We start from the raw sequence: 25,656 nt of genomic DNA, 5'->3' as shown, positions 1-25,656 counted from the left end.
GCGAGCCTGGGGAAAGACCAAAAGTTGGCCGAATCGTACGCCTCCCAATAAAAAGGTGCAACCAAGCCAGCGCGCCGGTTGCACCCCGCCCGGAGCCTTATTGGGCGTGGGTTTCGGGGCGTTGTTCGACGGCCGGACCGGCGCGATTGCGCTCGGTAGTTTCCCTGGCGTGATTCTTTTTGAAATAAGCCTTATCAAACGACTTCGCGCGCCGATAACCAGAAATACGACGACGGGCGGCCGGGGACATCGATTTTCCGGGTACGCAGAAAAGATAAACGGGGTTCGCGAGGGTGGGTGAGATGGAAAAGTGGCTGGTAATAGTGGGAATCTGGGTGATGTGTGCGGCGTGCGCGGTGTTCTTCATTCGAGGCGCGACGGGCGGCTCGAATCGGCGGGAAGAGGAGCGTCAGCGTGCGAGCGCCGCCTCGCGCGGATCGGCGGGCAACGCGCGAAGCGCGCTGAGCGACTGAGATCGGAAAAGCACGCATCCGGCTCGTGAATCCGGATGCGTGCTCGAGTGGAGGTGCGGCCGGCTTGGCGCGGGAACGCCGGCGCGCCGGGAATGCGCCTGAAGGTGGCCGTTGGGTCAGCACAGCCCGAGCGGCGGCGCTATCGACTCGAACTGCGTACAGACGTCGCCGGGCGATACGAGCTGGTCGTGCAGACGACACAACCGGCTATCGGCAACGCTCGCGCCGAACCCCGAGCTGAACGTGACGAGCCCTGCAATGTGCTGCTCCAGCGCATCGCGCCCTGCCTCGCGATGCACGCATCCGGAGCAGCATGGCGTAAGGGATGCGCTGCCGCGCTCTGCGGCACCCGCATAAGCCGCGGCGCCGGCGGCGGCATGAGCCGTCAGAATTTTCACGGGCGTTATCCGAGGCTGTTCCAGTACGACGCGAACACGTGCGCGGACAGCGCATAGCCGATCGCGATATTGACCACGACCCCCGCCGTGAACGCAAGGAACGGCTTCAGACCGGTCGCAGCAAGCGAGCGGAAGCGCGTCGTCAGACCGATGCTCAGGAAGCAGAAGGTGAACGCCCACGTGCGCAGCACGGTGATCGGCGCGACGAATTCCGGCGCGACGACCTTGCGGTAATCGGCGAGCGAATAATGGCTCGCGATCCAGGTGACCAGCGCCGACGCAATCACGAAACCGATGACGAACTTCGGGAAACGCGCCCAGATCTCGCCGACGTTCGCGCGCGCGCTGACCCCGCTGTCCTGCGCTTCCCAGCGCGTCGTCGCGACGATCGCGAGCACGAACGCCCAGATGCCGATCCAGATGTCACGCCCCACCACTTTCATCAGTGTGAACGACTGCAACGACGCTTCGGGGGCGCCGGCGATCGCGCCGGCCGCATGCCGCGCGAAATCGCCGTAGGCCTGGGCGGCCGCAATGCCGGCGGCGTCGGCGAACTCCGACGTGCCGATCCACGCCCCGGCGATGGCCGTCGGCAGACCGAGTGAGCGCGACGCGAACGGCAGCACGAAGATCATCACGATCGCCCACAGCACGACCAGCGTGATCGCCACCGACGCCTGCTCGCGCTTCGCCCGCACCGCGCCGGCAATCGCGATCGCCGCCGACACGCCGCACACCGCACCGCCGACGCCGAGCACCGCGGAAAAGCGCCGATCGAGCCCGAGCGCACGCGCAACGAAGAAAATCACGAAGAAGGTCACCAGCGAGACGATGCTCGCCTGCGCGACCGCAACGGGCCCGGCCCACACGAGCAGCGTGAACGGCAGCGTCGCACCGAGCAGAACGATGCCGACCTTGATGTAAAACTCGACGCGCAGCCCCGCCGCGAGCCACTCCGGCAACGTGAACGCGTTCGATACGATCAGCCCGAGCGCGAGCGCGACGAGCGGCGGCTCGAGGTTGTACTTCGACGCGTCGACCCACGCGCCGAGCGTCAGGATCAGCGCGGAAGCGACGAACACGACGGCGAACGCCGCCAGAAACGCGCCGACGCGCTGCTTCAGCAGGGCGACGCTCGCGCCGAACAACACGGCGAATGTCGCGAACAGCGCGATGTAGTTGGGTAGATGCTTGCCGATGTCCTGCGCGGCTTGCGCGACGCTCGACCACTTGGCCGGCGCAACGGCAAGCCACCTGATGCTGCTGCCGGACGCAAACAACGCCCATGCAATCACGATCACCAGCAGGCCGACGCCTGCGGCGAGCCAGTCTTCAGTCAGCGAAAAACCGCTGCCCCGCGCGGCTTGCGCGTCTTGCGTACCTTGCCGTTGACCCGGCCCGGCGCCCGGCGCCGGAGTGTGATGGGTGTCGCTCATTGCTGATGCCCCGAGTAAGTTGAGTGGCATCGGCGCGAAAATTATTGTCGTTTTGCCTCAAAATGCGCCGATTTCGCGACTATAGGCGAGCGCCATCCCAAAACGAAACGATCATTCGCTCTAAGGATATGACGCAAAGAAGTATGGCGGGCGTAATCTGGCCGGCGGCGTCAGATGTCGAGCGGATCGACTTCGAGACTCCAGCGCAACACGCCCTTGAGCGCGCGCAACAGCGGCTGCCACGCGCGCAGCGTGGCCTGCAGCGCAGCGCGCGAGGCGCTTTCGACCAGCAACTGCGCGCGATGCACGTGCATCACCTTGACGATCGTCAGCGGCACCGCGTCGTAGACGGTCACGCGCCCGGCGGCCGGGATTTGCGCGAGTTCAGCCGCGGCCTGCTGCAAAAACGCGAGCGCCGCTTCAAGCGTGCGGCCTTCGGCGCGCAGCAGCGCCTGGTAGACGAACGGCGGCAGGTGCGCGTCACGTCGCTCGGCGAGCGTGGCATTGGCGAAGCCGACGTAATCGTGGCGGCCCAGCGCGTGATACAGCGCGTGCCGCGGATAGCGCGTTTGCACCAGCACTTCGCCCGGCAGACCGGCGCGGCCCGCGCGGCCGCTCACCTGCATCAGTTGCGCGAACAGACGCTCGCTCGCGCGGAAATCGTGCGAAAAAAGCGCGGTATCGGCATTCAGCACGCCAACCAGTGATACGCGCCGGAAGTCGTGTCCCTTCGCGATCATCTGCGTGCCGACCAGAATATCGACTTCGCCCGCGTGCACGTCCGAGAACAGCGCCTGCGCGCTGCCTTTGCGGCGTGTGCTGTCGGCATCGATGCGCAGCACCCGGGCGCCCGGCACCGCGCCCGCGAGCGTTTCCTCGACGCGCTGCGTGCCGCGTCCGAGCGGCGCGATATCCACGTTGCCGCACTCCGGGCACGAACGCGGGATACGAGACTCCCAGCCGCAGTGGTGGCAGCGCAGCGCGCGCTCGGGCTTGTGCAGCACAACGTAGGCGCTGCAGCGCGGGCAGCCGGCCACCCAGCCGCACGCATCGCATGCGAGTTGCGGTGCATAGCCGCGGCGGTTCAGGAACACGAGACTCTGTTCGCCGCGTTCGAGCCGCGTCTTCAACGCGGCGATCAGCGGACCCGACAGGCCTTCGATCGACGCCCGCCCGCGCCGGCGCTCGTCTTCGAGATCGATGAGGCGCACGCTCGGCAATGCGGCGTCGGCGACGGCCCGGCGCGACAGCGTGAGCCGCTTGTAGCGCCCCTGATCGGCCTGCCACCAGCTTTCGAGCGACGGTGTCGCCGAGCCGAGCACGACCGGCACGCCAAGCTGCTTCGCCCGGTAGATCGCGAGATCGCGCGCCGAATAGCGCAAGCCCTCCTGCTGCTTGTAGGCCGGATCGTGCTCCTCGTCGACGACGATGATCGCCAGCTTCGGTAGCGACGCCAGCACCGCGAGCCGGGTGCCGAGGACGATGCGCGCGCGGCCGGTGTGTGCGGCAAACCAGTTGCGGGCACGCTCGCCTTCGGCGAGACCGCTATGCAGCGTGACGATCGCGCTGGCGTCGAGCGCGGCGAAGCGGGCGCGGAACGCCGCCTCGAACTGCGGCGTCAGATTGATTTCAGGTACCAGCACGAGCGCCTGTGCATCGGGCCTGGCGGCCAGAATCCCGGCGAGCGCGCGCAGATACACCTCGGTCTTGCCGCTGCCCGTCACGCCATGCAGCAGGAACGGAGCGAAGCCATCGGCGTCGCGGATCGCCTCGACGGCGTCGGCCTGCTCACCGGTCAATGTCGGGAGGGCCGGCGCGGGCGCGTCAGGCAGTACTGCGGCGGCAGTCACTGCGGCGGCGTCGATCACTTCGAGCATCACCCAGCCTTGCGTCTGCCAGGCGTCGAGCGTCGCCAGCGCCTTCGGATGCAGTGCGCGGGCGTCGGCGCCGGCGAGGCAGTCGGCGTCGGCAAGCGCCTGCGCGAGCTTTCGAAGCGCCGTCGCGCGGGCTGGCAATGCGTCAGGCAATGCCGTGCGGCCCTCGGGCGTCAGGCGGTAGTGCTCCTGCGGGGCGAACAGCCGCGCCCAGCGCGACGCGTCGCGCAGCGACTGCGGCAGCGCGGGCAACGCCACTTCGCCGAGGCCGCGTTGATAGTAGTCCGCGGCGAAGGCGGCAAGGGCGAGCCAGTGCTCCGACACCGGCGGGCACGTCGTGCAGACCTTCTCCACATTCCGCAGCCGCTCGGCCGGCACGTCGCTGTGAGCAACCACTTCGCAGATGAGCCCCACCACGTGCCGCTTACCGAACGGCACACTGACGAGCGTGCCCACCGCAGGCGGCTCGGATGAGTCGCAGCGGTAGTCGAACAGAGTCGGCAACGGATGGTCCAGCGCGACGCGGACGAACACTTCACTCACGCGGCTTGTCGCAAAGGTGGATCGCCCGCGAAGCGAAGCGGAATGGCAAACTCTGCCGTGCGGGATCCGGTGCCTTCAAAGTTAAAGTAAAACGTCAAATTCGCCGCTAAGTTTTGGATTCGGCTGAACAATTGCACTCGGCTCGCGGTCCTGTGGATAACTTTGTTGAGAACTTCGCTCCGACGGGCCGCAAACGGCGGCGCGGCGGCCTTGTGTGGGCTTTCGCACATTTCGTCTCTCTCCCCGGAAACCCTTACCAGACAAGGCTTGAGTCAAATGCGCCGAGTATGTGCAAGGCTCGGGGCACGATTGAACCCTCTACCGCGCCGCAGCGTGGAGAATGTGCATAAGTCAAGTCTTGACAATCACGAGACCGCCGTCCGGCGGCCTCTTCGCGAGATCTGCCTCCTTAGGCAAAGAGCCCAATTCGCTGCGGCGCACCAAGAAACCGTAACGATTAAGGCTTCACGCAGGGATATGCGCACCGCTACGAATAGCACGGCTGTGACGATGCACTTCGTCGATCAGTTCGGCGACGTGCTCCGGCGGCGTGAACTGCGAAATGCCGTGGCCGAGATTGAAAACATGTCCAGGATGATTGCCGAAGCTGTCGAGCACCGCGCGCGCTTCCATGCGGATAGCGGAAGGGGGCGCAAACAGCACGCATGGATCGATATTGCCCTGAAGCGCCACCTTGCCCCCGACACGCTCGCGCGCCTTGCCCAGGTTCACGGTCCAATCCAGGCCCACCGCGTCGACCCCGCTTGCCGCGATGTCGTCGAGCCACAGCCCGCCGCCCTTGGTGAAAGCGATCACTGGCACTTTTATACCGTCGTGCTCGCGTTTCAGCTGGCTGACCACCTGCTCGATGTAGCGCAATGAAAAGCGCTGATAGATGCCGTCGGCAAGCGCACCGCCCCACGTGTCGAAAATCATCACGGCCTGCGCGCCGGCTTCGATCTGCGCGTTCAGATATGCGGCGACCGAGCGCGCGTTGATCTCAAGAATTCGCTGGAGCAGATCGGGACGCGCATACAGCATCGATTTGACAGTGCGAAAGTCCGCCGAGCCGCCGCCTTCGACCATGTAGCACGCGAGCGTCCACGGACTGCCTGAGAACCCGATCAGCGGCACGCGCTGGCGGCCTTGGGCGTCCTTCAGCGCCGAGCGGATTTCGCGCGCGGCGTCGGTCACATAGCGCAGTGCGGCGTCGATGTCGGGCACCGCGAGGCGCGCGACGTCGTCTTCGGTACGCACCGGATGGGCGAATCTCGGCCCCTCACCGTTGACGAACTCGAGTCCGAGGCCCATCGCGTCGGGCACGGTCAGGATGTCGGAGAACAGGATCGCGGCGTCGAGCGGATAGCGATCGAGCGGTTGCAATGTAACTTCAGTCGCGAACGCCGGGTTCTTCGCGAGGCCGAGGAAACTGCCCGCGCGAGCGCGCGTGGCGTTGTATTCCGGCAGATAGCGGCCGGCCTGCCGCATCAGCCAGATCGGCGTGTAGTCGGTCGGCTGGCGCAGCAGCGCGCGCAGGAAAGTGTCGTTCAGAAGTTGATGGGCCACGTTGCTTGCGACTGAAGAGCCAAGGGCAAAAGAGCATTTTACCGGACGCGACTCAGGACATCGCGCACGGCGGAGTACTCATCGTGGCGACGACGCGTCTCGGGAAGCAGGTGCAGAGCCAGCCGGGCGTGCCTGGATGAGCGGCCAGCGGCCTGTGCGTGCACGCGTCGGGGCTAGCTGTCGCCCGCTGCCCGGCTCGCCCTGGCTGAACGGCCAATATTCAAGCCCGCGCTGCCAAGCTACCATCCGACAGCTTTGCCAACCAATTGCACACAGGGAGACTCGATGAAGAAGGCAGCACTCGCAATGCTCGGCGCGCTCGCCGGCGTCGTGATGCACGCCGGGGTGGCCAGCGCGCAAAACGCTACGGCGGCGCCATCAAGGCTCGACGACATCATCAGCCGCGGAACGTTGCGCGCCTGCACGACCGGCGACTACAAGCCGTACTCGTTTTACAAGGGGGACGGCCAGTTCGAAGGTATCGACATCGACATGGCGGAATCGCTCGCGAAGTCGCTCGGCGTGAAGGTCGAGTTCGTCAAGACTTCATGGTCGAACCTGATGAACGATTTCATCGCGAAGTGCGACATCGGTATTGGCGGCGTGTCGCCGACGCTCGAGCGCCAGAAGCACGCGTTCTTCACGCAGGCTTACATGATCGACGGGAAAACGCCGATCGTCCGCTGTGGCGACGTCAACAAATATCAGACGGTCGCGCAAATCGATCAACCTGGCACGCGAGTGATCGTCAATCCGGGCGGGACCAACGAGAAGTTCGCGAAACAGTATTTCGCGCACGCAAACGTGACCGTGTATCCGGACAACGTGACGATTTTCAGGCAGATCCTCTCCGGCAATGCCGACGTCATGGTCACGGATGCGTCGGAAACGCTGCTGCAGCAGAAGCTCAATCCGGGCTTGTGCTCGGTCCATCCCGACAAGCCGTTCCAGTACGGGGAGAAAGCATGGCTGCTGCCGCGCGGCGACGTCGCGTTTCAGCAATACGTCGATCAATGGCTGCATCTCGCGCGAGCCACCGGGGAGTATCAAGCCATTTCCGATAAGTGGTTGAAGTGAAGACGGCGCGACCATTGCGCCTGTCGGCGGCTAAGGCGTTGCGACACGGCGCCAGCAGCCGCCGAAAGCCTGATGTTTTCGTGCAGGGGCAGCAGGCGGATGTAACCAACGGCGATGCCATCGACCCGAGACATCGAACCAGACTCACGTTATGGCGGTGTCGTTGGCCTTTTTTGTGCGCTATGGCTCGAGGTTTGCCTGCTCGCATTGCAACACGGGTCGTCACCGAACTGCGCCGTATTTCGGGCCGGAGTCGCGACTGTTGTAACAACGGGAATTCATCGCTCGAAAGGTGCCCATGCAACGATTGCATGCGGAATCGCGGCGCGATTTCCGCCGCAATATGCGTCGGGAATGGCATCAAACATGCGCATGAATTTGCTGCGGGGGCATCGGTAATACTTACTTTTTGATTTGTTATTTTTGGCAATAAATCCCGGAGAGCCTTATCTGGCGGGCGTTACAACCTGAAACACTTTGTTACCGCGTTCCTAAGTTAATTCGCCCACAATGCCCTCAACGGTTTCAACACGGATGTGGCCGGGTGCGTGGTGTGAGCGGATGCGATGCACTTGCCGGTCGGCGGATGCCGAAGCCCTGTGAAGGGGCATCTCTGTTGGGGCCGTAGTCGACGCAGGGTCGTCGTGATATCCGTCCCATCTTTGGTCTCCTCGCGCTAACCCCGTAGCGTGTGGTTTTTAGCGGGCTCCAGGCCCGCTTTTTTTTCGTCTGGTCAAACGTTTGCGCGCTACGAGACAACGGCCGCGCAACGTCGGTTTGTGCGCCCCGCTTCCCGTTCGCCCCCGATGGGCAGTGCGCCGGGGCAAGCTCATGCCGTCTTGTCTTCCCTGAGCTTCAGTTCGCCAATCATCCGTTCGCGCATCACGAATTTCTGCACCTTGCCGGTCACGGTCATGGGCAGTTCGTCGACGAAGCGGATGTATCGCGGCACCTTGTAGTGCGCGATCTGTCCCTGGCAGAACTGCTGAATTTCTTCGGCCGTCGCCCGTTCGCCCGCACGCAGCACGATCCACGCACATACTTCCTCGCCGTACTTGTTATCCGGTACGCCGAATACCTGCACGCTCTGGATCTTCGGGTGACGGAACAAAAACTCCTCGATTTCGCGCGGATAGACGTTTTCGCCGCCGCGAATCAGCATGTCCTTCAGGCGGCCGACGATGTTGCAGTATCCTTGCGCGTCGAGCGTCGCCAGATCCCCCGTGTGCATCCAGCCATCGACGATGCTCTCGCGCGTCTTCGCGTCGTCGTTCCAATAGCCGAGCATCACGGAATAACCGCGCGTGCATAGCTCACCGGTTTCGCCGACCGGCACGACGTTACCGAGCGGATCGACGATTTTCACTTCCAGATGCGGCTGGATGCGCCCGACGGTCGTCGTGCGCTTGTCGAGCGGATCGCTCGTCGAACTTTGGAACGACACCGGGCTCGTCTCCGTCATGCCATAGGCAATCGTGATCTCGCTCAGATGCATTTTCGAGACGACCTTCTTCATTGTCTCGATCGGACACGGCGAACCGGCCATGATGCCGGTGCGCAGTCGCGAGAGGTCGTATGAGGCAAAGGCCGGATGGTCGAGTTCGGCGATGAACATCGTCGGCACGCCGTGCAGCGCGGTACATTTTTCCTCAGCGGCCGCCGCCAGCGTCGCCGCGGGATCGAAGCCCTCACCGGGAAACACCATGTTCGCCCCGACCGACACGCATGCGAGCACCGACAGCACCATGCCGAAGCAGTGATACAGCGGCACCGGAATGCACAGGCTGTCCTGCTCGCTGAGCCGCATCGCCATCGCGATATAGCGCGCGTTATTTACAACGTTATGGTGCGTGAGCGTCGCGCCCTTCGGATTGCCCGTCGTGCCGCTCGTAAACTGGATGTTGATCGGCTCCCGGCACGACAGTGTCGTACCGATTGCATCGAGCCGCGCGACATCGAGCGACGCACGCCCGCGCTCGATCACGTCGGAAAAACTCAGCATCCCCGGCGATTCAGTGTCGCCCATGCGGATCACATACCGTAGCTCTGGCAGCCGCGCGGCATGCAGCTCGCCCGGCGCCTGAGTCGCCAGTTCGGGCGCGAGTTCCCGCAACATCTCGAGGTACATCGACGTCTTGAAGCGCTCGGCACTGATGATCGCCTTGCATCCCACCTTGTTCAGCGCATATTCGAGTTCCGCAAGCCGGTAGGCCGGATTGATGTTGACGAGGATCGCGCCGATACGCGCGGTCGCGAACTGCGTCAGGAGCCACTCGACGCGGTTGGGGGACCAGATGCCGACGCGGTCGCCCTTCGCGATACCGAGAGCAAGCAGTCCGGAAGCGAGCACATCCACTTCTTGCGCGAACTCTCGCCACGTCCAGCGGATGCGCTGTTCGCGAAACACCACGGCCGGCCGGTCTGGAAAGCGCGCGGCCGTGTCACGCAGGAACTCGCCGACGGTCGCTTCGCTCAACGGATTTTCAGTCGACCCGCGTACGTACGACAGTCCATCCGCCGGTTCGATGAGCGCACCTTCGCCCGAGCTATGCGTTGCCATGGTGTTGTCTCCGTGAGCGCAGGCGCTCGATTGAAATGAATTTGAAATCGATTGTGCACCGACGCGAATCCAGCCGGCATCAAGTGTTACCCGCAGCGCCGCAGCGCAGCGTGCGGGCCGCCGGGAGCCGCCGTTTCTGTCCGACGCTGCAGATTCTTACGACCTTTACGTAAACGTCAATTAAATATTAAAAAAAGCAGCCGCGCGGGCTGCTTTTTTCTGCTTCGTACTGCTTCAGTGCTGGCCGCGCAGCTTGCGCAAACGCTGGATTGCCGCGAGCTGTGCCGTCGCATACGCGAGTTCCGCCTGAGCGGTCGCGTACTCGAGGTTCGAGCCCGTGTTCTGCAGCGCCTCTTGCGCACGCTTGCGTGCGTCTTCGGCCTTGGCTTCGTCGAGATCCTTGCCGCGAATCGCCGTGTCGGCGAGGACCGTCACTGCGCCCGGCTGGACTTCGAGGATGCCGCCGGCGACGAATACAAACTCTTCTTCGCCGTTTTCGACTTCGATGCGCACCGCACCCGGACGGATCCGCGTGATGAGCGGCGTGTGACCCGGCAGAATGCCGAGTTCGCCCGCTTCGCCCGGCAGCGCGACGAACTTTGCCTGGCCCGAGAAGATTTCCTCTTCGGCGCTGACGACGTCTACTTTAATGGTTGCCATATGTGTCGACTCCTGTCGACGAGAGTGAGCGGTCAAGCGCTCACTCTCGTCCCATGCAAGGCGGGTTGATCGTAATGACAAGCGCGGGCTTTGCGTATCGATACATCAACCGTACCGGCACGCGCGAGGCCCGCGCCCGCTTCGTTACACCCGACCTTTACTGGATCTTCTTGGCCTTTTCAAAGGCTTCGTCGATCGTGCCGACCATGTAGAACGCCTGTTCCGGCAGGTGGTCGCACTCGCCTTCGACGATCATCTTGAAGCCACGGATCGTTTCCTTCAGCGGCACGTACTTGCCCGGCGAACCCGTGAACACTTCAGCGACGTGGAACGGCTGCGACAGGAAGCGCTGGATCTTACGAGCGCGCGCGACAGCCAGCTTGTCTTCCGGCGCAAGTTCGTCCATGCCCAGAATCGCGATGATGTCGCGCAGTTCCTTGTAGCGCTGCAGCGTTTGCTGCACGCCGCGCGTAATCGTGTAGTGCTCTTCGCCGATCACGTTCGGGTCGATCTGACGCGAGGTCGAATCGAGCGGGTCCACGGCCGGGTAGATACCGAGCGAAGCGATGTCACGCGACAGCACGACGGTTGCGTCGAGGTGACCGAAGGTCGTCGCCGGCGACGGGTCGGTCAAGTCGTCTGCAGGGACGTAGACCGCCTGCACCGACGTGATCGAGCCAGTCTTGGTCGACGTAATCCGCTCTTGCAGCTTGCCCATTTCTTCAGCCAGCGTCGGCTGATAGCCCACTGCCGACGGCATACGGCCAAGCAGTGCCGACACTTCCGTACCGGCCAGCGTGAAACGGTAGATGTTGTCGACGAAGAACAGCACGTCGAGGCCTTCGTCACGGAAGTGCTCGGCCATCGTCAGGCCGGTCAGCGCGACACGCAGACGGTTGCCCGGCGGCTCGTTCATCTGGCCGTACACCAGCGCGACCTTGTCGAGAACGTTCGAGTCCTTCATTTCATGATAGAAGTCGTTCCCTTCGCGGGTACGCTCGCCCACACCGGCGAACACGGAGTAACCACCGTGCTCCTTCGCGATGTTGTTGATCAGTTCCATCATGTTCACGGTCTTGCCCACGCCGGCGCCACCGAACAGACCCACCTTGCCGCCCTTCGCGAACGGGCAGATCAGGTCGATAACCTTGATGCCAGTTTCGAGCAGTTCGGTCGACGGCGACAGTTCGTCGAACGCCGGAGCCTTCTGGTGAATCGCACGCTTGGTTTCGCTGGAGATCGGGCCCGCTTCGTCGATCGGACGGCCCAGCACGTCCATGATTCGGCCGAGGGTCGGCTTGCCGACCGGCACGCTGATCGGGTTACCCGTGTTCTTCACGATCGTGCCGCGGCGCAGACCGTCCGAAGCACCCAGACAGATGGTACGGACCACGCCGTCGCCCAGCTGCTGCTGGACTTCGAGCGTCAGCTCCGAACCTTCGAGAATGAGCGCGTCGTAGATCTTCGGCATGGATTCACGCGGAAATTCCACGTCGATCACCGCGCCGATGCACTGTACGATCTTGCCTTCTACCAAAGCAGTAGTACTCATCGCTTTTCCTTTAGATACTCAATTCTTCACTCGCGCAAAGGCGCAGTTTCTCCGATGGGTGCGCCGCTGCGGGCGCACACGAAGCGAGCTGCCTGACCGGGGTCAGACCGCCGCCGCTCCACCGACGATTTCCGACAGTTCTTTTGTGATCGCGGCCTGGCGGCTCTTGTTGTACTTGAGCTGCAGATCGTTGATGACCGTCTTCGCGTTGTCCGAAGCGGCCTTCATCGCGACCATGCGGGCCGATTGTTCCGACGCCATGTTTTCCGCGACGGCCTGATAGACCAGCGCTTCGACATAACGCACCAGCAGTTCGTCCACCACTGCCTGCGCATCCGGCTCGTAGATGTAGTCCCACTGTGTGCTCGGGGTCGTACCGTCTTCTTCCTTGCGCTCGAACTGGTCCGCCGACAACGGCAGCAACTGCTCGATCACCGGCTCCTGCTTCATCGTGTTGACGAAGCGCGTGTACGCGAGGTACACCGCCGAGACCTTGCCTTCCGAGTACAGGTCGAGCTGCACCTTGACGGCGCCGATCAGTTTTTCCAGATGCGGCGTATCGCCCAACTGTACGACGTTCGACACGACCCTCGCCTGCAGACGGTTCAAAAAGCCCAGACCCTTGCTGCCAATCGCAGTTGCCTCGATCGTCTTGCCCTGGCCTTCCAGTTCCTTGAACTTCTGCAGCGACGCGCGCAGCACGTTGGTGTTCATCCCGCCGCACAGACCTTTATCAGTCGTGACGAGGATGAAACCGGCCGATTTCGCGCCTTCGTTCGACACCATGAACGGGTGACGATACTCCGGGTTGGCACAGCTCATGTGTGCAGCGATATCGCGGACCTTGTCGGCATACGGGCGAGCAGCGCGCATGCGCTCCTGAGCGCGGCGCATCTTCGATGCGGCCACCATCTCCATCGCTTTCGTGATCTTTCGCGTGTTTTGCACGCTCTTGATCTTGCCGCGAATTTCCTTCATTCCAGCCATTGCTTGCTCCTTTGTCGGCCCGAGTTAGCGCTTCAGCGCTTACCCGGGTCCCATGCAAAGCGGCCAAAACAGCGCGGGAGCATTCGCATGCGGCCCGCGCCGCTTCAAGGTCCGCTTATGCCTTGCGGATCACTCGCGGATCAATAAGCGCCGGACTTCTTGAAGTCTTTGACGGCCGTGTGCAGCAGGCCTTCGTCGTCCTTCGAGAGTTCCTTGGTATCTTCGATGCGCTTGACCAGGTCAGCATGGCTCGACTTCAGGGAGTCGCGCAGGCCCTTCTCGAACGGCAGGACCTGAGCAACTTCGAGGTCGTCGAGATAGCCATTGTTCGCCGCGAACAGCGAGACAGCCAGTTCCCACACTTGCAGCGGCTGATACTGCGGCTGCTTGAGCAGTTCCGTCACGCGGCGGCCGCGCTCGAGCTGCTTGCGGGTCGCTTCATCGAGGTCCGACGCGAACTGCGCGAATGCAGCGAGTTCACGGTACTGTGCGAGGTCGGTACGGATACCGCCCGACAGCTTCTTCACGACCTTCGTCTGGGCCGCACCACCCACACGCGACACCGACACGCCAGCGTTAATTGCCGGGCGGATACCTGCGTTGAAGAGGTCAGTTTCGAGGAAGATCTGGCCGTCGGTAATCGAGATCACGTTCGTCGGAACGAATGCCGTCACGTCGCCTGCCTGCGTTTCGATGACCGGCAGTGCCGTCAGCGAGCCGCTCTTGCCCTTCACTTCGCCGTTGGTGAACTTCTCGACGTACTCTTCCGAGACGCGAGCAGCACGCTCGAGCAGCCGCGAGTGCAGATAGAACACATCGCCCGGGTAAGCTTCGCGGCCCGGCGGGCGGCGCAGCAGCAGCGAGATCTGACGGTATGCCCAGGCCTGCTTGGTCAAGTCGTCATAAACGATCAGCGCGTCCTGGCCGCGATCGCGGAAGTATTCGCCCATCGTGCAGCCGGCGTACGGTGCGAGGTATTGCATCGCAGCCGAGTCCGAAGCCGAAGCGGCCACGACGATCGTGTATTCGAGCGCGCCCGATTCTTCGAGCTTGCGCACCACGTTCATGATCGACGATGCTTTCTGGCCGATCGCGACGTAGATACAGACGAGGTTCTTGCCCTTCTGGTTGATGATCGCGTCGACTGCGACTGCCGTCTTGCCGCACTGACGGTCGCCGATGATCAGCTCACGCTGGCCACGGCCGATCGGCACCATCGAGTCGATCGACTTCAGACCGGTCTGGACCGGTTCCGAAACCGACTTACGCCAGATCACGCCCGGTGCAATCTTTTCGATTGCATCGGTCAGCTTCGCGTTGAGCGGGCCCTTGCCATCGATCGGGTTGCCGAGCGCGTCGACCACGCGGCCGAGCAGCTCCGGACCCACCGGCACTTCGAGAATGCGGCCCGTCGTCTTGACGATGTCGCCTTCCGAAATGTGCTCGTACTCACCCAGAATCACGGCACCGACCGAGTCGCGCTCGAGGTTCAGTGCGAGACCGAAGGTGTTACCCGGGAATTCGAGCATTTCGCCCTGCATCACTTCCGACAGGCCGTGGATACGCACGATACCGTCGGTCACGGAGATCACGGTGCCCTGGTTGCGAACGTCTGCGCTCGCTTCAAGGCCCTGGATCCGACTCTTGATCAGCTCGCTGATCTCAGAGGGATTGAGTTGCATTATTCGCTCCTGATAGTCAATTCTGTTGCGTGCCAGCCGCTAAAGCGCGAGGCGCTTTAGGCCGTCAGGGCCGTGTGCATGCTGGCGAGCCGCGCGCGGACCGAGGTATCGAGCACTTCGTCGCCGACCGTCACGCGTACGCCGCCGATCAGCGACTGATCGACTTCGACCGTCGGCTTCAGCTTACGCTTGAACTTGCGTTCGAGGCTTGCGACGAGTTCGTTCAACTGCGCACCTTCGAGCGGAAATGCGCTGACGATCAGCACATCTGCCGCCCCTTCGCGGGCGTTCTTCAACTCTTCGAACTGCGAGGCGATTTCCGGCAGCAACTGCAGGCGATGGTTGTCCACCAGCATCTGCACCAGATTCTTCGCTTGCGCGTTGTCCTTGAGCGGGGAGCGGACCGCAGCCAGCAGCAGATCGCTGACCTGGGCGCGGCTCACTTTCGGGCTCGAGGCGATCGACAGCACTTCGGGCAGACGCGCAACCTGCGCCAACTCCTGCACGAGCGTGGACCAGGCGGCGATGTCACCAGCTTCGGCCACGCCAAACAGCGCTTCCGCGTACGGACGGGCGATGGTTGCTAGTTCGGCCATGATCAGAGCTCGGCTTTCAGTTGATTCAGCAGGTCAGCGTGCGCTGCCTGGTCGACTTCGCGCTTCAGGATCTGTTCAGCGCCCTTCACAGCGAGTGCGGCGACTTCGCCGCGCAGTGCTTCGCGCGCCTTCACGACTTGCTGATCCGCGTCGGCCTTCGCCTGCGCGATGATGCGGGCGGCTTCCGCCTGCGCCTGAGCCTTGATTTCGTCGGCGACTGCGACAGCACGCTTTTCAGCGTCGGCGATGCGTTGCTGGCCGTCGTTGCGAGCCTGAGCGAGTTCCTGGTCGACGCGCTTGTGAGCGGCTTCGAGTTCCTGCTTGCCCTTTTCCGCGGCGGACAGACCGTCGGCGATCTTCTTCGCGCGCTCGTCGATGGCGTTGATCAGCGGCGGCCACACGAATTTCATCGTGAACCACGCGAGGATCAGGAACACGACCATTTGCGCAAACAGGGTTGCGTTGAGATTCACGGTGCTTCCTTAAACGTTGCTAGTTCGGAAAGTGAAACGGCAAGGCGCTCATCGATTCTGCTCGATCAGCGCCCCAGTACCCGTTCCGCCCTGCGCCTTTACCTGTTATAGCTCAGGCGCAAACCTCCGAGGAACCTCAGCCTGCCAGCTTCGAGAGCAGCGGGTTCGCGAACGCAAACAGCATTGCCACACCAACGCCAATCAGGAACGCCGCATCGATCAGACCAGCCAGCAGGAACATCTTGGTTTGCAGCGGGTTCATCAGTTCCGGTTGGCGGGCGCACGCTTCGATGTACTTGCCGCCCATCAGACCGATACCGATACAGGCGCCGATAGCACCCAGGCCGATGATGATGCCGATACCGATGGCGGTCAGACCCTGGATGTTGGCGATGAAAGCTTGCATGATCACTCCTTTGTGAAAAGTCTTTTAGAACTGGTTGGAACTGGGATTTAAAAACTACGATTCTTTGTCGACTGCGCAGCTCAGTGCGCGTCGTGTGCCTGGCCGATGTACACCAGCGTCAGCATCATGAAAATGAACGCCTGCAGCAGAACGATCAGGATGTGGAAGATTGACCACACTGTGCCGGCGACCACGTGGCCGATGAAGCCAAGCACCGTCGTGTCCGCGCCGAAGCTCCAGAGACTGCCGAGCAGGGCAATCAGCAGGAACAACAGTTCGCCCGCGTACATGTTGCCGAACAGCCGCATGCCGAGCGAGACCGTCTTCGCGACGAACTCGATGATGTTCAGTGCCAGGTTCGGGATCCACAGCAGGGGATGCGCGCCGAACGGAGCGGACAGCAGTTCGTGCACGAAGCCACCGGCGCCCTTGATCTTGAAATTGTAATAAATCATCAGCACGAACACGCCAAGCGCGATGCCGATCGTGCCGTTCAGGTCGGCGGTCGGCACAAGGCGGTGGTGCGGGATGACTTCAGAGAGACCCAGCCAGCCGATCAGGCGGCCCGGCAGGTCGACGGGAACGAAGTCGAGCGAGTTCATCAGCGCGACCCAGACGAACACAGTCAGCGCGAGCGGCGCGATGAAGGTGCGCGAGCCGTGGATCATCGCCTTCGATTGATCCTCGACCATTTCGACCAGCATTTCGATCGCGCACTGGAAACGGCCCGGCACGCCGGACGTCGCCTTGCGGGCTGCCAGACGCAGCACGAAGATCGTGACGAGGCCGCACAGGATCGACCAGAAAAGGGTGTCGAGATTCCACACGTGGATGTCGAAAATCGACGTCTGATGCGCGGTGGAAAAGTTCTGCAAGTGGTGCGCGATGTACTCGGACGGATCCATTGCGCGCGTGCCTTCGCTAGCTGCCATATCGTTAAAGCCACCCAAATTGTCGAAAATCGTCTGAGGCCGCTCCCGCCGAAATACGCTCTCGCGGGAACGCGCCGGGTGCGGGTCCTGTCTCGTCCGCACACCCGTGCCGGCGCCACGCGCCGGCCTTAAATTCTTTTTGCTGCTATTTTTTTTGCTGCTACCTTAGCGCCACGCCAAGGCAATCCAGTAAGTCTTCAACGCGACGAGGTAGGTCACGAGCAGCGGAATCCAGCGTACGTCGTGATACCAGAAGGCGATTGCGACGAACATCGCAATCGTTGTCCCCATCTTGAGTGCTTCACCGATCATCCAGCTCATCACGGTCTCGGTGCCACCCTGCGTTTTCAGTCGTGCCGCGAACAACGCGCCCGGCACCCAGCAGATCGCTCCCCCCAGGAACGCGGACAGCGCAGCAGCGCCGGGCGGCCTGTAGAACAGCCACCACAAGAGCGTTGCGACCAGGGACAAAACCATTTGCGCCGCGACGACCCTGAACGGCGTCACACGCGATGGACGACCCACGCCGGGACCAAACAGCTTTTCCGCCTCGGCCCGCGTGAGCGGAACAATATTGTTATCTTCCTGCACGTCATTCCACGCTTCAGCCGGGTCGAACTGCCGACTGCCGGACGTATCAGGAGCGGAGCGTTCAGCGCGGTGTCTGTCGTCACCACTCTCTGGCGACAGATTCGACATTTTGACCGCCATCGCAGTGTTCCGAAAGTCTCGTTCAGCCCGCGCGTTTACGCAGCGCTTACGGGGTTGCCGTGCAATTAAATCCGGGCGATTGTAAGCGATAGTTGCAGGCAATTCAAGACTTTAGGCCGGGCTATAACGGCGTGAAACGTGCCTTCACCATGCGGTAAAACCTGTGCTAACGACGCAAAAGACGTCAAATGTAAGGTGGACGGGGGGCGGCAAATTCCGTGAAGCGCATGACCCGGATCGAAGCTCGCCGGCAGACCGTTTCGACGCTGCGGCGGACGTCTCGAAAATGCAACAAATGCCACTTTTCCAAGGAGTGAACAGGAGAGATCGCCGACTGACCTGAATCATCAGGGCCGTGAATTCAATGATGATCAAGCGGCTTTGTGATAGCGGCCCGTAAGCATGATTACCGCCCCAATACCGCGCCGCTCGAGACTAGGATTCCTTATTAACTTCCCGTCGGTTATTTAGGAATCCACGGCAATCGCGCGCACGAGGGTACGCCGACTCGCGGCGCTGTTCATGCACAGGCCGTCCGTCGTTCGTCCCCCTTCCCTGTCGAGCGCAGCTGCGCTCAGACGTTCGCGCTCCCGCGCAAGCGAACCAGAATGCCTTCCAGCGCATCGAGATCGCCGAAGTCGACCAACACCTGGCCGCGGCCGCGTCGGCCGAGCTTGATTTTCACCGTCGCCGACAGCAGGTCCGACAGTTCCTCTTCCAGCCGTCGCGTGTCACGGCCGCCATCAGGATTCGCGCGCGCCTTGACCGCCGGCGTTACCTTCGTGGTCATCGCGACCAGCTTTTCGGTCTCGCGCACGGACAAGCGCTTGTTCACGACCTGGTTGGCCAAGGTGATCTGCGTCGCAGCATCGACGGCGAGCAGCGCACGAGCGTGACCCATGTCCAGATCGCCGGCGAGCAGCATCGTCTGAACCGGCGTCGCGAGGTTAAGCAGACGTAGCAGATTCGACACCGCGCTACGCGAACGGCCCACCGACTCCGCGGCCTGCTCGTGGGTGAAATTGAACTCGTCGAGCAGACGCTGGATGCCCTGCGCCTCTTCGAGAGGATTCAGATCCTCGCGCTGAATGTTTTCGATCAGTGCCATCGCAGCGGCGGCCTGATCGGGCACGTCCTTCACGAGCACCGGTACCTCCTCGAGGCCCGCGATTCGCGCCGCGCGAAAGCGTCGCTCGCCCGCGATAATCTCGTAGCGATCCGTCGCGATCGGACGCACCAGAATCGGCTGCATCAGTCCCTGCGCACGGATGCTCGCCGCGAGTTCCTGGAGCGCGCCTTCGTCCATGCGCGTGCGCGGCTGATATTTACCCGCCTGCATCTTGGCGAGCGGCAACACGTTCGGCGCACCATCGATCACTACCGCCTCGGTGATATCCGCGGTGCCGCCCAGCAATGCCTCGAGACCGCGGCCTAGTCCCTTCTTTCTTGCTACTGCATTCATCGTGCTTCCTCGATCCGCTTAGGATGCCTGGTGCGCGTCGCTCAGGGCGCGCACCCGCTCAATCATTTCAGCGCCGAACTGCACGTACGCCTGCGCGCCGCGCGACGCTCTGTCAAACACCACGCCAGGCAGGCCGTAGCTGGGTGCCTCGGCCAATCGCACGTTACGTGGAATCACCGCATCGAACACCTTGTCGCCGAAATGCTCTTTCAATTGATCCGAAACTTGCTGTTGCAACGTGATGCGCGGGTCGAACATCACGCGCAGCAGACCGATCACCTTCAGGTCGCGATTCAGGTTCGCGTGGACCTGCTTGATCGTGTTGACGAGGTCGGACAGCCCCTCTAGCGCGAAGTATTCGCACTGCATCGGAATTACGACGCCGTGGGCGGCGCACAGTCCGTTGAGCGTCAGCAGCGACAAAGCGGGCGGGCAATCTATCAGTACGAAATCGTATTCGCCTACGACCGCCGAGAGCGCCGTCTTCAGCTGACGCTCTCGATGCTGCATGCTCACGAGTTCCACCTCTGCGCCCGCAAGCTCGCGGTTCGCGGGCACCACGTCGTAGCCGACCGCCTCCGGCCGCACACGCGCATCGGCCACCGAGACGTTGTCGACGAGCACCTCGTAGACCGTGTTCGCACACTCGCCCTTGTCGATACCGCTGCCCATCGTGGCGTTGCCCTGCGGGTCCAGATCGATAAGAAGGACTCGCTGTCCCTGCGCTGCCAGGCTCGCGGCCAGATTGACTGTGGTGGTCGTTTTGCCGACGCCGCCCTTCTGGTTCGCAACGCAGAAGATTTTTGCCATCGTTGGTGTGTCCCTATTGCTGCTTGGATGAAGTGAAGATCGTTGGGGGTGCTTTGAGGCCAGATCGACCGTCAGCTTGCGGCGTCCACCCGCACCTCGATCAGATGCCGCTCAGCGTCAAGCGACGGCACGTTCAGCCTGATGATCTGTTCGACGTGGTTGCCCGCAGGCAGCCGCCCGATTTCGCCATCGGGCCGCACACCCTTCATCGCCCAGATCGCCCCCTGATTCGCAACCAGATGACGGGCCAGTGTAACGAAATCCGCGAGTTCTGCGAATGCACGCGAGACGATTACGTCGAACTTTGCCGGTACTTCGGCGCCAGGCCGCAGCGTCTCCACGCGGCCGGTCACGACCGAAAGGTTCGCGAGGCCCAGCTCGGCCTTCGCCTGTGCCTGGAAGGCGGTCTTTTTGTGAACGATATCGTTCGTGGTGATGGTCCAATCGGGCAGCACGATCGCGAGCACGATCCCCGGCAGGCCGCCGCCCGACCCGACGTCGAGCACGGACGATGGCCCGCGCGGCGCCAGATGCGGCACGATCGACAGCGAATCGAGGATGTGCTGGACCAGCATCTGTCGCGGATCGCGGATCGCTGTCAGGTTGTAGACGTTGTTCCACTTTGCGAGCAGCGCGACATAATCGAGCAGCTTGCGCTGCTGCTCGTCGGCCAGATCGAGGCCGAGCTCACGGACACCGTCCGCGAGCAACGACGCCAGCACCTGCTGGTCGAACCCCCTCTGCGCTGTCGTCATTGCACCACCGGCGTGCTGTCGGCGCCCGGTTCGGCGGCTTTCGGCGGACGACGCCCCAGCCCGCGCTTCAGATGAACCATCAGCAGCGAGATAGCGGCCGGCGTGATGCCCGAAATCCGTGATGCCTGTCCAATCGTTTCCGGCCGGAACTGCATCAGCTTCTGGCGGGCTTCGAACGACAGCCCGCGCACCTCGGTGTAGTCGAGCCCTTCCGGCAGACGGGTGTTCTCCTGCGCCTCGTTGCGCTCGATCTCATCTGCCTGCCGGTCGATGTAACCCTGATATTTGACGCCGATTTCGATCTGTTCCTTGATCTGCGCGAGCAGCACTGGATCTTCAGCCAGCGCTTCAGGTGCGCCGCAGGCGCCATCGCGCAGTCCGCAGACGCCGTCGTAGCTGACGCCTGGACGGCGCAGCAGGTCCGCGAGGCTGTATTCGTGGTCGATCGGCTTACCGAGCAAGGTCGTCGCTTCGTCGGCGGATAACGTCTTGGGATTGACCCACGTTGAGCGCAGGCGCTGTGTTTCACGTGAAACAGCGTCGCGCTTGCGGCTGAACGCGTCCCACCGGGCGTCATCGACCACACCTAGTTCGCGGCCGATCTCCGTCAGACGCATATCGGCGTTGTCTTCGCGCAGGCTCAGACGATATTCGGCACGGCTCGTAAACATTCGATACGGCTCTGACACACCGCGCGTGACCAGGTCGTCGACCAGCACGCCGAGATAAGCCTGATCGCGGCGCGGGCACCACGCCTGCCTGCCTTGCACAAACAGACCGGCGTTGATACCGGCTAGAACGCCTTGTGCTGCCGCCTCTTCGTAGCCGGTCGTGCCGTTGATCTGACCGGCAAAGAACAACCCACTGATCACCTTGGTTTCCAGCGATGCCTTGAGCCCGCGCGGATCGAAATAGTCGTATTCGATCGCATAACCGGGCCGCAAAATATGCGCATGCTCAAGGCCGCGCATCGAACGCACCAGCTCAAGCTGCACGTCGAACGGCAGGCTCGTCGAGATTCCGTTCGGATAGAACTCGTTAGTCGTCAGCCCTTCGGGTTCGAGATAGATCTGGTGCGATTCCTTCGACGCAAACCGGTGAATCTTGTCCTCGATCGACGGGCAATAGCGCGGCCCCACCCCTTCGATCACGCCCGTATACATCGGCGAACGATCGAGACCACCGCGGATGATGTCGTGCGTGCGTTGATTCGTATGCGTGACCCAGCACGGCACCTGGCGCGGGTGCTGCTCCACGCGGCCGAGGAACGAGAACACCGGCACCGGATCAAGATCGCCCGGCTGCTCTTCGAGCTGGGAATAGTCGATCGTGCGGCCATCGATGCGCGGCGGTGTGCCGGTTTTCAGACGCCCTTGCGGCAGCTTCAGTTCTTTTAGCCGCGCCGACAGCGAAACCGCTGCCGGGTCACCGGCGCGGCCGCCAGTGTAGTTGTTCAAGCCAACGTGAATCTTGCCATCGAGGAACGTCCCGGCCGTCAGCACCACCGCGCGCGAGCGGAAACGAATGCCTACTTGCGTGACGGCGCCGACGACCCGATCACCCTCGACCATCAGATCGTCCACGGCCTGCTGGAACAGCCACAGATTCGGCTGATTCTCCAGACGATGACGGATCGCCGCCTTGTACAGCAACCGGTCAGCCTGAGCCCGTGTCGCGCGAACCGCTGGTCCTTTCGAGGAATTTAGAATCCGGAACTGGATGCCGCTTTCGTCGGTCGCGGCCGCCATGGCGCCACCGAGCGCGTCGACTTCCTTGACTAGATGGCCTTTGCCAATACCGCCGATCGACGGATTGCAGCTCATCTGCCCGAGAGTCTCGATGTTATGGGTCAAAAGCAGCGTTTTATTGCCCATGCGCGCCGACGCCAAAGCGGCCTCGGTGCCGGCATGACCGCCGCCGACGACGATTACGTCAAATTCTGTGGGAAAAAGCATCGCGGGATCTCACGTCAGAACGTCGCGTGAGCCTTCAAAGGAAATGTATGGCCGAATTATAACGGGTTCGGTTTCGGCCCGAATTTCGTCCGATTGGCGAAACAATAAAAAAGCGGTGTGTTTCACGTGAAACACACCGCTTGAAGAGAGCGGGAGCCGCGAAAAAAAGGCAGGCTTACGCGACCTTTTTAGCCAGACCGAGATAGGTTTCGATCACACGTGGATTCTGCGCCAGATCAATCGCCTGTCCTTCCAGTGCCAGTTCGCCAGTTTCGAGCACGTAACCGTAGTCCGATATCTGCAACGCAGCGCGCGCATTCTGCTCGACCAGCAGCGTCGCGACGCCCGTCTGCCGTAGCGCGCTAATGATGTGAAAGATTTCCTTGACGATCAGCGGCGCGAGACCGAGGCTCGGTTCGTCGAGCATCAGCAGGTCGGGCTTGCCCATCAATGCGCGTCCGACCGCCAGCATCTGCCGCTCGCCACCGGACAGCGTGCCGGCCGCTTGCTTGCGCCGCTCCTTCAGTCGCGGAAATAGCTCGAACACCGGTTCCATCTGATCGAGAAAATTGCGCTCCCCTGCCCGCTTGCGACGGTAGGCGCCAAGCAGCAGATTATCTTCGACCGTCATCGACGCGAACAGCTCACGCTTCTCGGGCACCAGGCACATACCGAGCGCGACCCGTTTTTCGACCGGCATCGCGCTGACGTCTTCGTCCCGATAGGTAATCGCGCCCTTCGCTTGACCGGAGACCGGCAACGCGCCCATGATCGCATTCAGCAATGTCGATTTTCCAGCCCCATTCGGGCCGATCACCGAGACGATCTGTCCCGCTCGTACCTTGATCGCCGCATTGTGCAGCGCCTCGACCTTGCCATAGCGGACCGACAAGTGGTTCACTTCGAGAATTGGCCCCGCCGACGCTACACCGATCGTCGTCCCGTCTTCCATCATTCCACCCCGCCCAGATATGCTTCGAGCACCGCCGGATCCTGCTGCACTTCCTGTGGCAGACCTTCGGCGATCCGTGTGCCGAATTCCATGACCACGAGCCGGTCCGTCAGATTCATCACGAAATCCATGTCGTGTTCGACGAGCAGTACGCTCATCCCCTCCGCCTTCAGCCGGCGCAGCAGGTCGGCAAGCTGCAGTTTCTCCTGATAGCGCAAACCGGCCGCTGGCTCGTCGAGCAATAGCAGAGTCGGATCGCAGCACAGCGCGCGCGCAATTTCGAGAATTCGCTGCTGCCCGAGCGCGAGGCTGCCCGCTTCGTCATACATATGCTGTTCGAGCCCGACGCGGCGAATCTGCCGCGCCGCTTCGGCCATGAGCCGCGCCTCTTCCGCGCCATTCAGCCGCACGACGCTGCGCCACACGCCCGCGTGCCCGCGCAGATGCGCGCCGATTGCGACGTTCTCGAGCACGCTCATGCCCGGCAGCAGCTTCACATGCTGGAACGTCCGTCCGATACCCCGCTTGACGATTTCACGTGAATTCAACGCATCGATGCGCTCGCCACGGAACGTGATCTCGCCACTCGTCGCCTGAAGCACGCCCGTCACGAGATTGAACGTCGTCGACTTCCCGGCGCCGTTCGGCCCGATCAGCCCGATGATCTGCCCTGCTTTGACCTCGAAGCTCACATCGTTCACCGCGATGAGGCCGCCGAACTGCTTGCGCGCCTTGTTCACCGTCAGCAGGCTTTCGCCCGTCTCCGGCTTGTTGCGCTGCGGCAGAGACTCCGCATGATCCGCATGATCCGCGAGATGCGCCCGCGGGCCGCGCGGGAAGAAGCGCGCGAAGAACGGCCACACGCCCTGTCGCGCGTACTGCAGCAGCAGCACCATGAGGACGCCGAACACGATCACCTCGAAGTTCCCGTTCTCGCCGAGCAGTTTCGGCAGCAGCGTCTGTAGATAGTCCTGCAGCACGGTCAGAATCGCCGCGCCGAGCACCGCGCCCCAGACGTGCGAAACGCCGCCCACCACTGCCATGAACAGAAACTCGATGCCGTGATTCAGCCCGAATGGCGTGGGATTCACCGCGCGCTGCAAGTGCGCGTACAGAAAGCCCGACACAGATGCGAGCATCGCCGCATAGACGAAGATCACGACGCGCATCCAGCCAGTGTCGACACCCATCGACTCCGCCATCAGGCCACCGCCGCGCAGCGCGCGAATCGCGCGGCCGGGCCGGCTATTAAGCAGATTCTGAACAGAGACGACTGCCCCGAGCACGACCACCCAGATCAGGTAATAGATATGGCGGCCAGACTCGAGGTTTATCCCAAAAACATTCAACGCCGGGATGCCGTTGATGCCGTCGTACTTGCCAAGCATGTCCAGATTGCCGAACAGGTAAAACAGCGCGAGCCCCCACGCAATCGTGCCGAGCGGCAGAAAATGGCCCGACAGACGCATCGTCACGAGACCGAGCATCAGCGCGATCAGCGCGGTGACGATGACACCAGCGATCAGCGCGAGCCACGGCGACACGCCGAAGTTCGTCGTCAGATACGCGGTCGCATAGGCGCCGATGCCGACGAACGCGGCCTGCCCGAAGCTCGTCATGCCACCGATACCGGTCAACAGCACGAGGCCGATCGCAACGATCGAATACAGGCCGATGTAGTTGAGCAGCGTGACCCAGTACTCGGGCACATGAAGCGGTTGCGGCAGCACCGGTAGCGCGAACAGGACGATGAGGAACAACCAGAAGAACTTCCTTTGCATAATCGGCTGCATCGC

At 62.4% G+C, this 25,656-nt stretch carries 22 protein-coding genes; 1 reads left to right on the top strand and 21 read right to left on the bottom strand.

The annotated features are described in order from the left end of the window. Positions 1-97: 97 nt before the first annotated feature. From LJ655_RS09640 to hemE, 5 genes are all read right to left on the bottom strand, one after another. Positions 98-367: a hypothetical protein gene (locus LJ655_RS09640; protein WP_230561109.1), complete on the bottom strand. Its 270-nt coding sequence runs from the start codon at positions 365-367 to the stop codon at positions 98-100. A 222-nt stretch (positions 368-589) separates the two neighbouring features. Further along, positions 590-871: a hypothetical protein gene (locus LJ655_RS09635; protein ID WP_230561007.1), complete on the bottom strand. Its 282-nt coding sequence runs from the start codon at positions 869-871 to the stop codon at positions 590-592. 5 nt (positions 872-876) lie between these two features. Then, entirely contained in the window at positions 877-2,307 is a 1,431-nt protein-coding gene (locus LJ655_RS09630) for a YeiH family protein (protein ID WP_230561006.1), read from the bottom strand. A 170-nt stretch (positions 2,308-2,477) separates the two neighbouring features. Beyond that, a complete protein-coding gene (locus LJ655_RS09625) occupies positions 2,478-4,724 on the bottom strand; it encodes a primosomal protein N' (protein WP_230561005.1) in 2,247 nt (748 codons plus the stop codon). A 465-nt stretch (positions 4,725-5,189) separates the two neighbouring features. After that, the gene (gene hemE, locus LJ655_RS09620) at positions 5,190-6,290 is read right to left on the bottom strand and encodes a uroporphyrinogen decarboxylase (RefSeq protein WP_230561004.1); all 1,101 of its coding nucleotides are present in this window, start codon (positions 6,288-6,290) and stop codon (positions 5,190-5,192) included. A gap of 285 nt (positions 6,291-6,575) precedes the next feature. Here hemE and LJ655_RS09615 point away from each other — a divergent pair, with 285 nt between their 5' ends. Then, positions 6,576-7,367 (top strand): transporter substrate-binding domain-containing protein, encoded by a 792-nt coding sequence (locus LJ655_RS09615; protein ID WP_230561003.1) that lies wholly within the window; start codon positions 6,576-6,578, stop codon positions 7,365-7,367. Positions 7,368-8,196: 829 nt separating this feature from the next. On the opposite strand, the gene LJ655_RS09610 is transcribed toward LJ655_RS09615, so the two are convergent. The 16 genes from LJ655_RS09610 to LJ655_RS09535 all read right to left on the bottom strand — a co-directional run bounded on the left by LJ655_RS09610 (position 8,197) and on the right by LJ655_RS09535 (position 25,653). Continuing rightward, positions 8,197-9,927: an AMP-binding protein gene (locus LJ655_RS09610; protein WP_230561002.1), complete on the bottom strand. Its 1,731-nt coding sequence runs from the start codon at positions 9,925-9,927 to the stop codon at positions 8,197-8,199. 234 nt (positions 9,928-10,161) lie between these two features. Further along, positions 10,162-10,587, bottom strand: a complete 426-nt coding sequence (locus LJ655_RS09605) for a F0F1 ATP synthase subunit epsilon (protein ID WP_230561001.1) — start codon at positions 10,585-10,587, stop codon at positions 10,162-10,164. A 157-nt stretch (positions 10,588-10,744) separates the two neighbouring features. Next, entirely contained in the window at positions 10,745-12,139 is a 1,395-nt protein-coding gene (gene atpD, locus LJ655_RS09600) for a F0F1 ATP synthase subunit beta (RefSeq protein ID WP_230561000.1), read from the bottom strand. Between the two features lie 102 nt (positions 12,140-12,241). Beyond that, positions 12,242-13,126: a F0F1 ATP synthase subunit gamma gene (gene atpG, locus LJ655_RS09595; RefSeq protein WP_230560999.1), complete on the bottom strand. Its 885-nt coding sequence runs from the start codon at positions 13,124-13,126 to the stop codon at positions 12,242-12,244. A 140-nt stretch (positions 13,127-13,266) separates the two neighbouring features. After that, complete coding sequence (gene atpA, locus LJ655_RS09590) at positions 13,267-14,808, bottom strand: F0F1 ATP synthase subunit alpha (protein WP_230560998.1); 1,542 nt, start codon at positions 14,806-14,808, stop codon at positions 13,267-13,269. A gap of 56 nt (positions 14,809-14,864) precedes the next feature. Beyond that, positions 14,865-15,404 carry a F0F1 ATP synthase subunit delta gene (locus LJ655_RS09585; protein WP_230560997.1) on the bottom strand — a complete coding sequence of 180 codons (540 nt, stop codon included), beginning with the start codon at positions 15,402-15,404 and terminating at the stop codon, positions 14,865-14,867. Between the two features lie 2 nt (positions 15,405-15,406). After that, the gene (locus tag LJ655_RS09580; protein ID WP_230560996.1) at positions 15,407-15,877 is read right to left on the bottom strand and encodes a F0F1 ATP synthase subunit B; all 471 of its coding nucleotides are present in this window, start codon (positions 15,875-15,877) and stop codon (positions 15,407-15,409) included. Positions 15,878-16,013: 136 nt separating this feature from the next. Next, positions 16,014-16,283 (bottom strand): F0F1 ATP synthase subunit C, encoded by a 270-nt coding sequence (gene atpE / locus LJ655_RS09575; protein ID WP_007180033.1) that lies wholly within the window; start codon positions 16,281-16,283, stop codon positions 16,014-16,016. Between the two features lie 80 nt (positions 16,284-16,363). Next, positions 16,364-17,215, bottom strand: coding sequence for a F0F1 ATP synthase subunit A (gene atpB / locus LJ655_RS09570; RefSeq protein ID WP_230560995.1), 852 nt, complete (start codon positions 17,213-17,215; stop codon positions 16,364-16,366). Between the two features lie 165 nt (positions 17,216-17,380). Beyond that, entirely contained in the window at positions 17,381-17,926 is a 546-nt protein-coding gene (locus LJ655_RS09565; RefSeq protein WP_230560994.1) for an ATP synthase subunit I, read from the bottom strand. 574 nt (positions 17,927-18,500) lie between these two features. Next, entirely contained in the window at positions 18,501-19,388 is an 888-nt protein-coding gene (locus LJ655_RS09560) for a ParB/RepB/Spo0J family partition protein (RefSeq protein ID WP_230560993.1), read from the bottom strand. An 18-nt stretch (positions 19,389-19,406) separates the two neighbouring features. Then, a complete protein-coding gene (locus tag LJ655_RS09555) occupies positions 19,407-20,198 on the bottom strand; it encodes a ParA family protein (protein WP_230560992.1) in 792 nt (263 codons plus the stop codon). A gap of 71 nt (positions 20,199-20,269) precedes the next feature. Next, positions 20,270-20,953, bottom strand: coding sequence for a 16S rRNA (guanine(527)-N(7))-methyltransferase RsmG (gene rsmG / locus LJ655_RS09550; protein ID WP_230560991.1), 684 nt, complete (start codon positions 20,951-20,953; stop codon positions 20,270-20,272). Then, positions 20,950-22,908: a tRNA uridine-5-carboxymethylaminomethyl(34) synthesis enzyme MnmG gene (gene mnmG, locus LJ655_RS09545; RefSeq protein ID WP_230560990.1), complete on the bottom strand. Its 1,959-nt coding sequence runs from the start codon at positions 22,906-22,908 to the stop codon at positions 20,950-20,952. Before mnmG ends, rsmG begins: the two co-directional genes overlap by 4 nt. A gap of 175 nt (positions 22,909-23,083) precedes the next feature. Further along, a complete protein-coding gene (locus tag LJ655_RS09540; protein ID WP_230561102.1) occupies positions 23,084-23,860 on the bottom strand; it encodes an ABC transporter ATP-binding protein in 777 nt (258 codons plus the stop codon). Next, positions 23,860-25,653, bottom strand: a complete 1,794-nt coding sequence (locus LJ655_RS09535; protein ID WP_230560989.1) for a branched-chain amino acid ABC transporter ATP-binding protein/permease — start codon at positions 25,651-25,653, stop codon at positions 23,860-23,862. Before LJ655_RS09535 ends, LJ655_RS09540 begins: the two co-directional genes overlap by 1 nt. Positions 25,654-25,656: the final 3 nt, after the last annotated feature.

The organism is Paraburkholderia translucens, assembly GCF_020881035.1.
Taxonomy (GTDB): Bacteria; Pseudomonadota; Gammaproteobacteria; order Burkholderiales; family Burkholderiaceae; genus Paraburkholderia; species Paraburkholderia translucens.
Note: the sequence above shows the minus strand (reverse complement) of the source record. Positions and strands in the feature narration are given on the sequence as shown.

Bases quoted from the DNA above. Each gene is read 5' to 3' on its own strand.
- rsmG (WP_230560991.1), bottom strand. From the start codon at position 20,953: ATGACGACAGCGCAGAGGGGGTTCGACCAGCAGGTGCTGGCGTCGTTG.
- atpD (WP_230561000.1), bottom strand. From the start codon at position 12,139: ATGAGTACTACTGCTTTGGTAGAAGGCAAGATCGTACAGTGCATCGGC.
- LJ655_RS09615 (WP_230561003.1), top strand. From the start codon at position 6,576: ATGAAGAAGGCAGCACTCGCAATGCTCGGCGCGCTCGCCGGCGTCGTG.
- LJ655_RS09565 (WP_230560994.1), bottom strand. From the start codon at position 17,926: ATGGCGGTCAAAATGTCGAATCTGTCGCCAGAGAGTGGTGACGACAGA.
- mnmG (WP_230560990.1), bottom strand. From the start codon at position 22,908: ATGCTTTTTCCCACAGAATTTGACGTAATCGTCGTCGGCGGCGGTCAT.
- atpB (WP_230560995.1), bottom strand. From the start codon at position 17,215: ATGGCAGCTAGCGAAGGCACGCGCGCAATGGATCCGTCCGAGTACATC.
- LJ655_RS09630 (WP_230561006.1), bottom strand. From the start codon at position 2,307: ATGAGCGACACCCATCACACTCCGGCGCCGGGCGCCGGGCCGGGTCAA.
- LJ655_RS09560 (WP_230560993.1), bottom strand. From the start codon at position 19,388: ATGAATGCAGTAGCAAGAAAGAAGGGACTAGGCCGCGGTCTCGAGGCA.
- LJ655_RS09555 (WP_230560992.1), bottom strand. From the start codon at position 20,198: ATGGCAAAAATCTTCTGCGTTGCGAACCAGAAGGGCGGCGTCGGCAAA.
- atpA (WP_230560998.1), bottom strand. From the start codon at position 14,808: ATGCAACTCAATCCCTCTGAGATCAGCGAGCTGATCAAGAGTCGGATC.
- LJ655_RS09535 (WP_230560989.1), bottom strand. From the start codon at position 25,653: ATGCAGCCGATTATGCAAAGGAAGTTCTTCTGGTTGTTCCTCATCGTC.
- atpE (WP_007180033.1), bottom strand. From the start codon at position 16,283: ATGCAAGCTTTCATCGCCAACATCCAGGGTCTGACCGCCATCGGTATC.
- LJ655_RS09640 (WP_230561109.1), bottom strand. From the start codon at position 367: ATGAAGAACACCGCGCACGCCGCACACATCACCCAGATTCCCACTATT.
- LJ655_RS09585 (WP_230560997.1), bottom strand. From the start codon at position 15,404: ATGGCCGAACTAGCAACCATCGCCCGTCCGTACGCGGAAGCGCTGTTT.
- LJ655_RS09605 (WP_230561001.1), bottom strand. From the start codon at position 10,587: ATGGCAACCATTAAAGTAGACGTCGTCAGCGCCGAAGAGGAAATCTTC.
- LJ655_RS09540 (WP_230561102.1), bottom strand. From the start codon at position 23,860: ATGGAAGACGGGACGACGATCGGTGTAGCGTCGGCGGGGCCAATTCTC.
- LJ655_RS09610 (WP_230561002.1), bottom strand. From the start codon at position 9,927: ATGGCAACGCATAGCTCGGGCGAAGGTGCGCTCATCGAACCGGCGGAT.
- atpG (WP_230560999.1), bottom strand. From the start codon at position 13,126: ATGGCTGGAATGAAGGAAATTCGCGGCAAGATCAAGAGCGTGCAAAAC.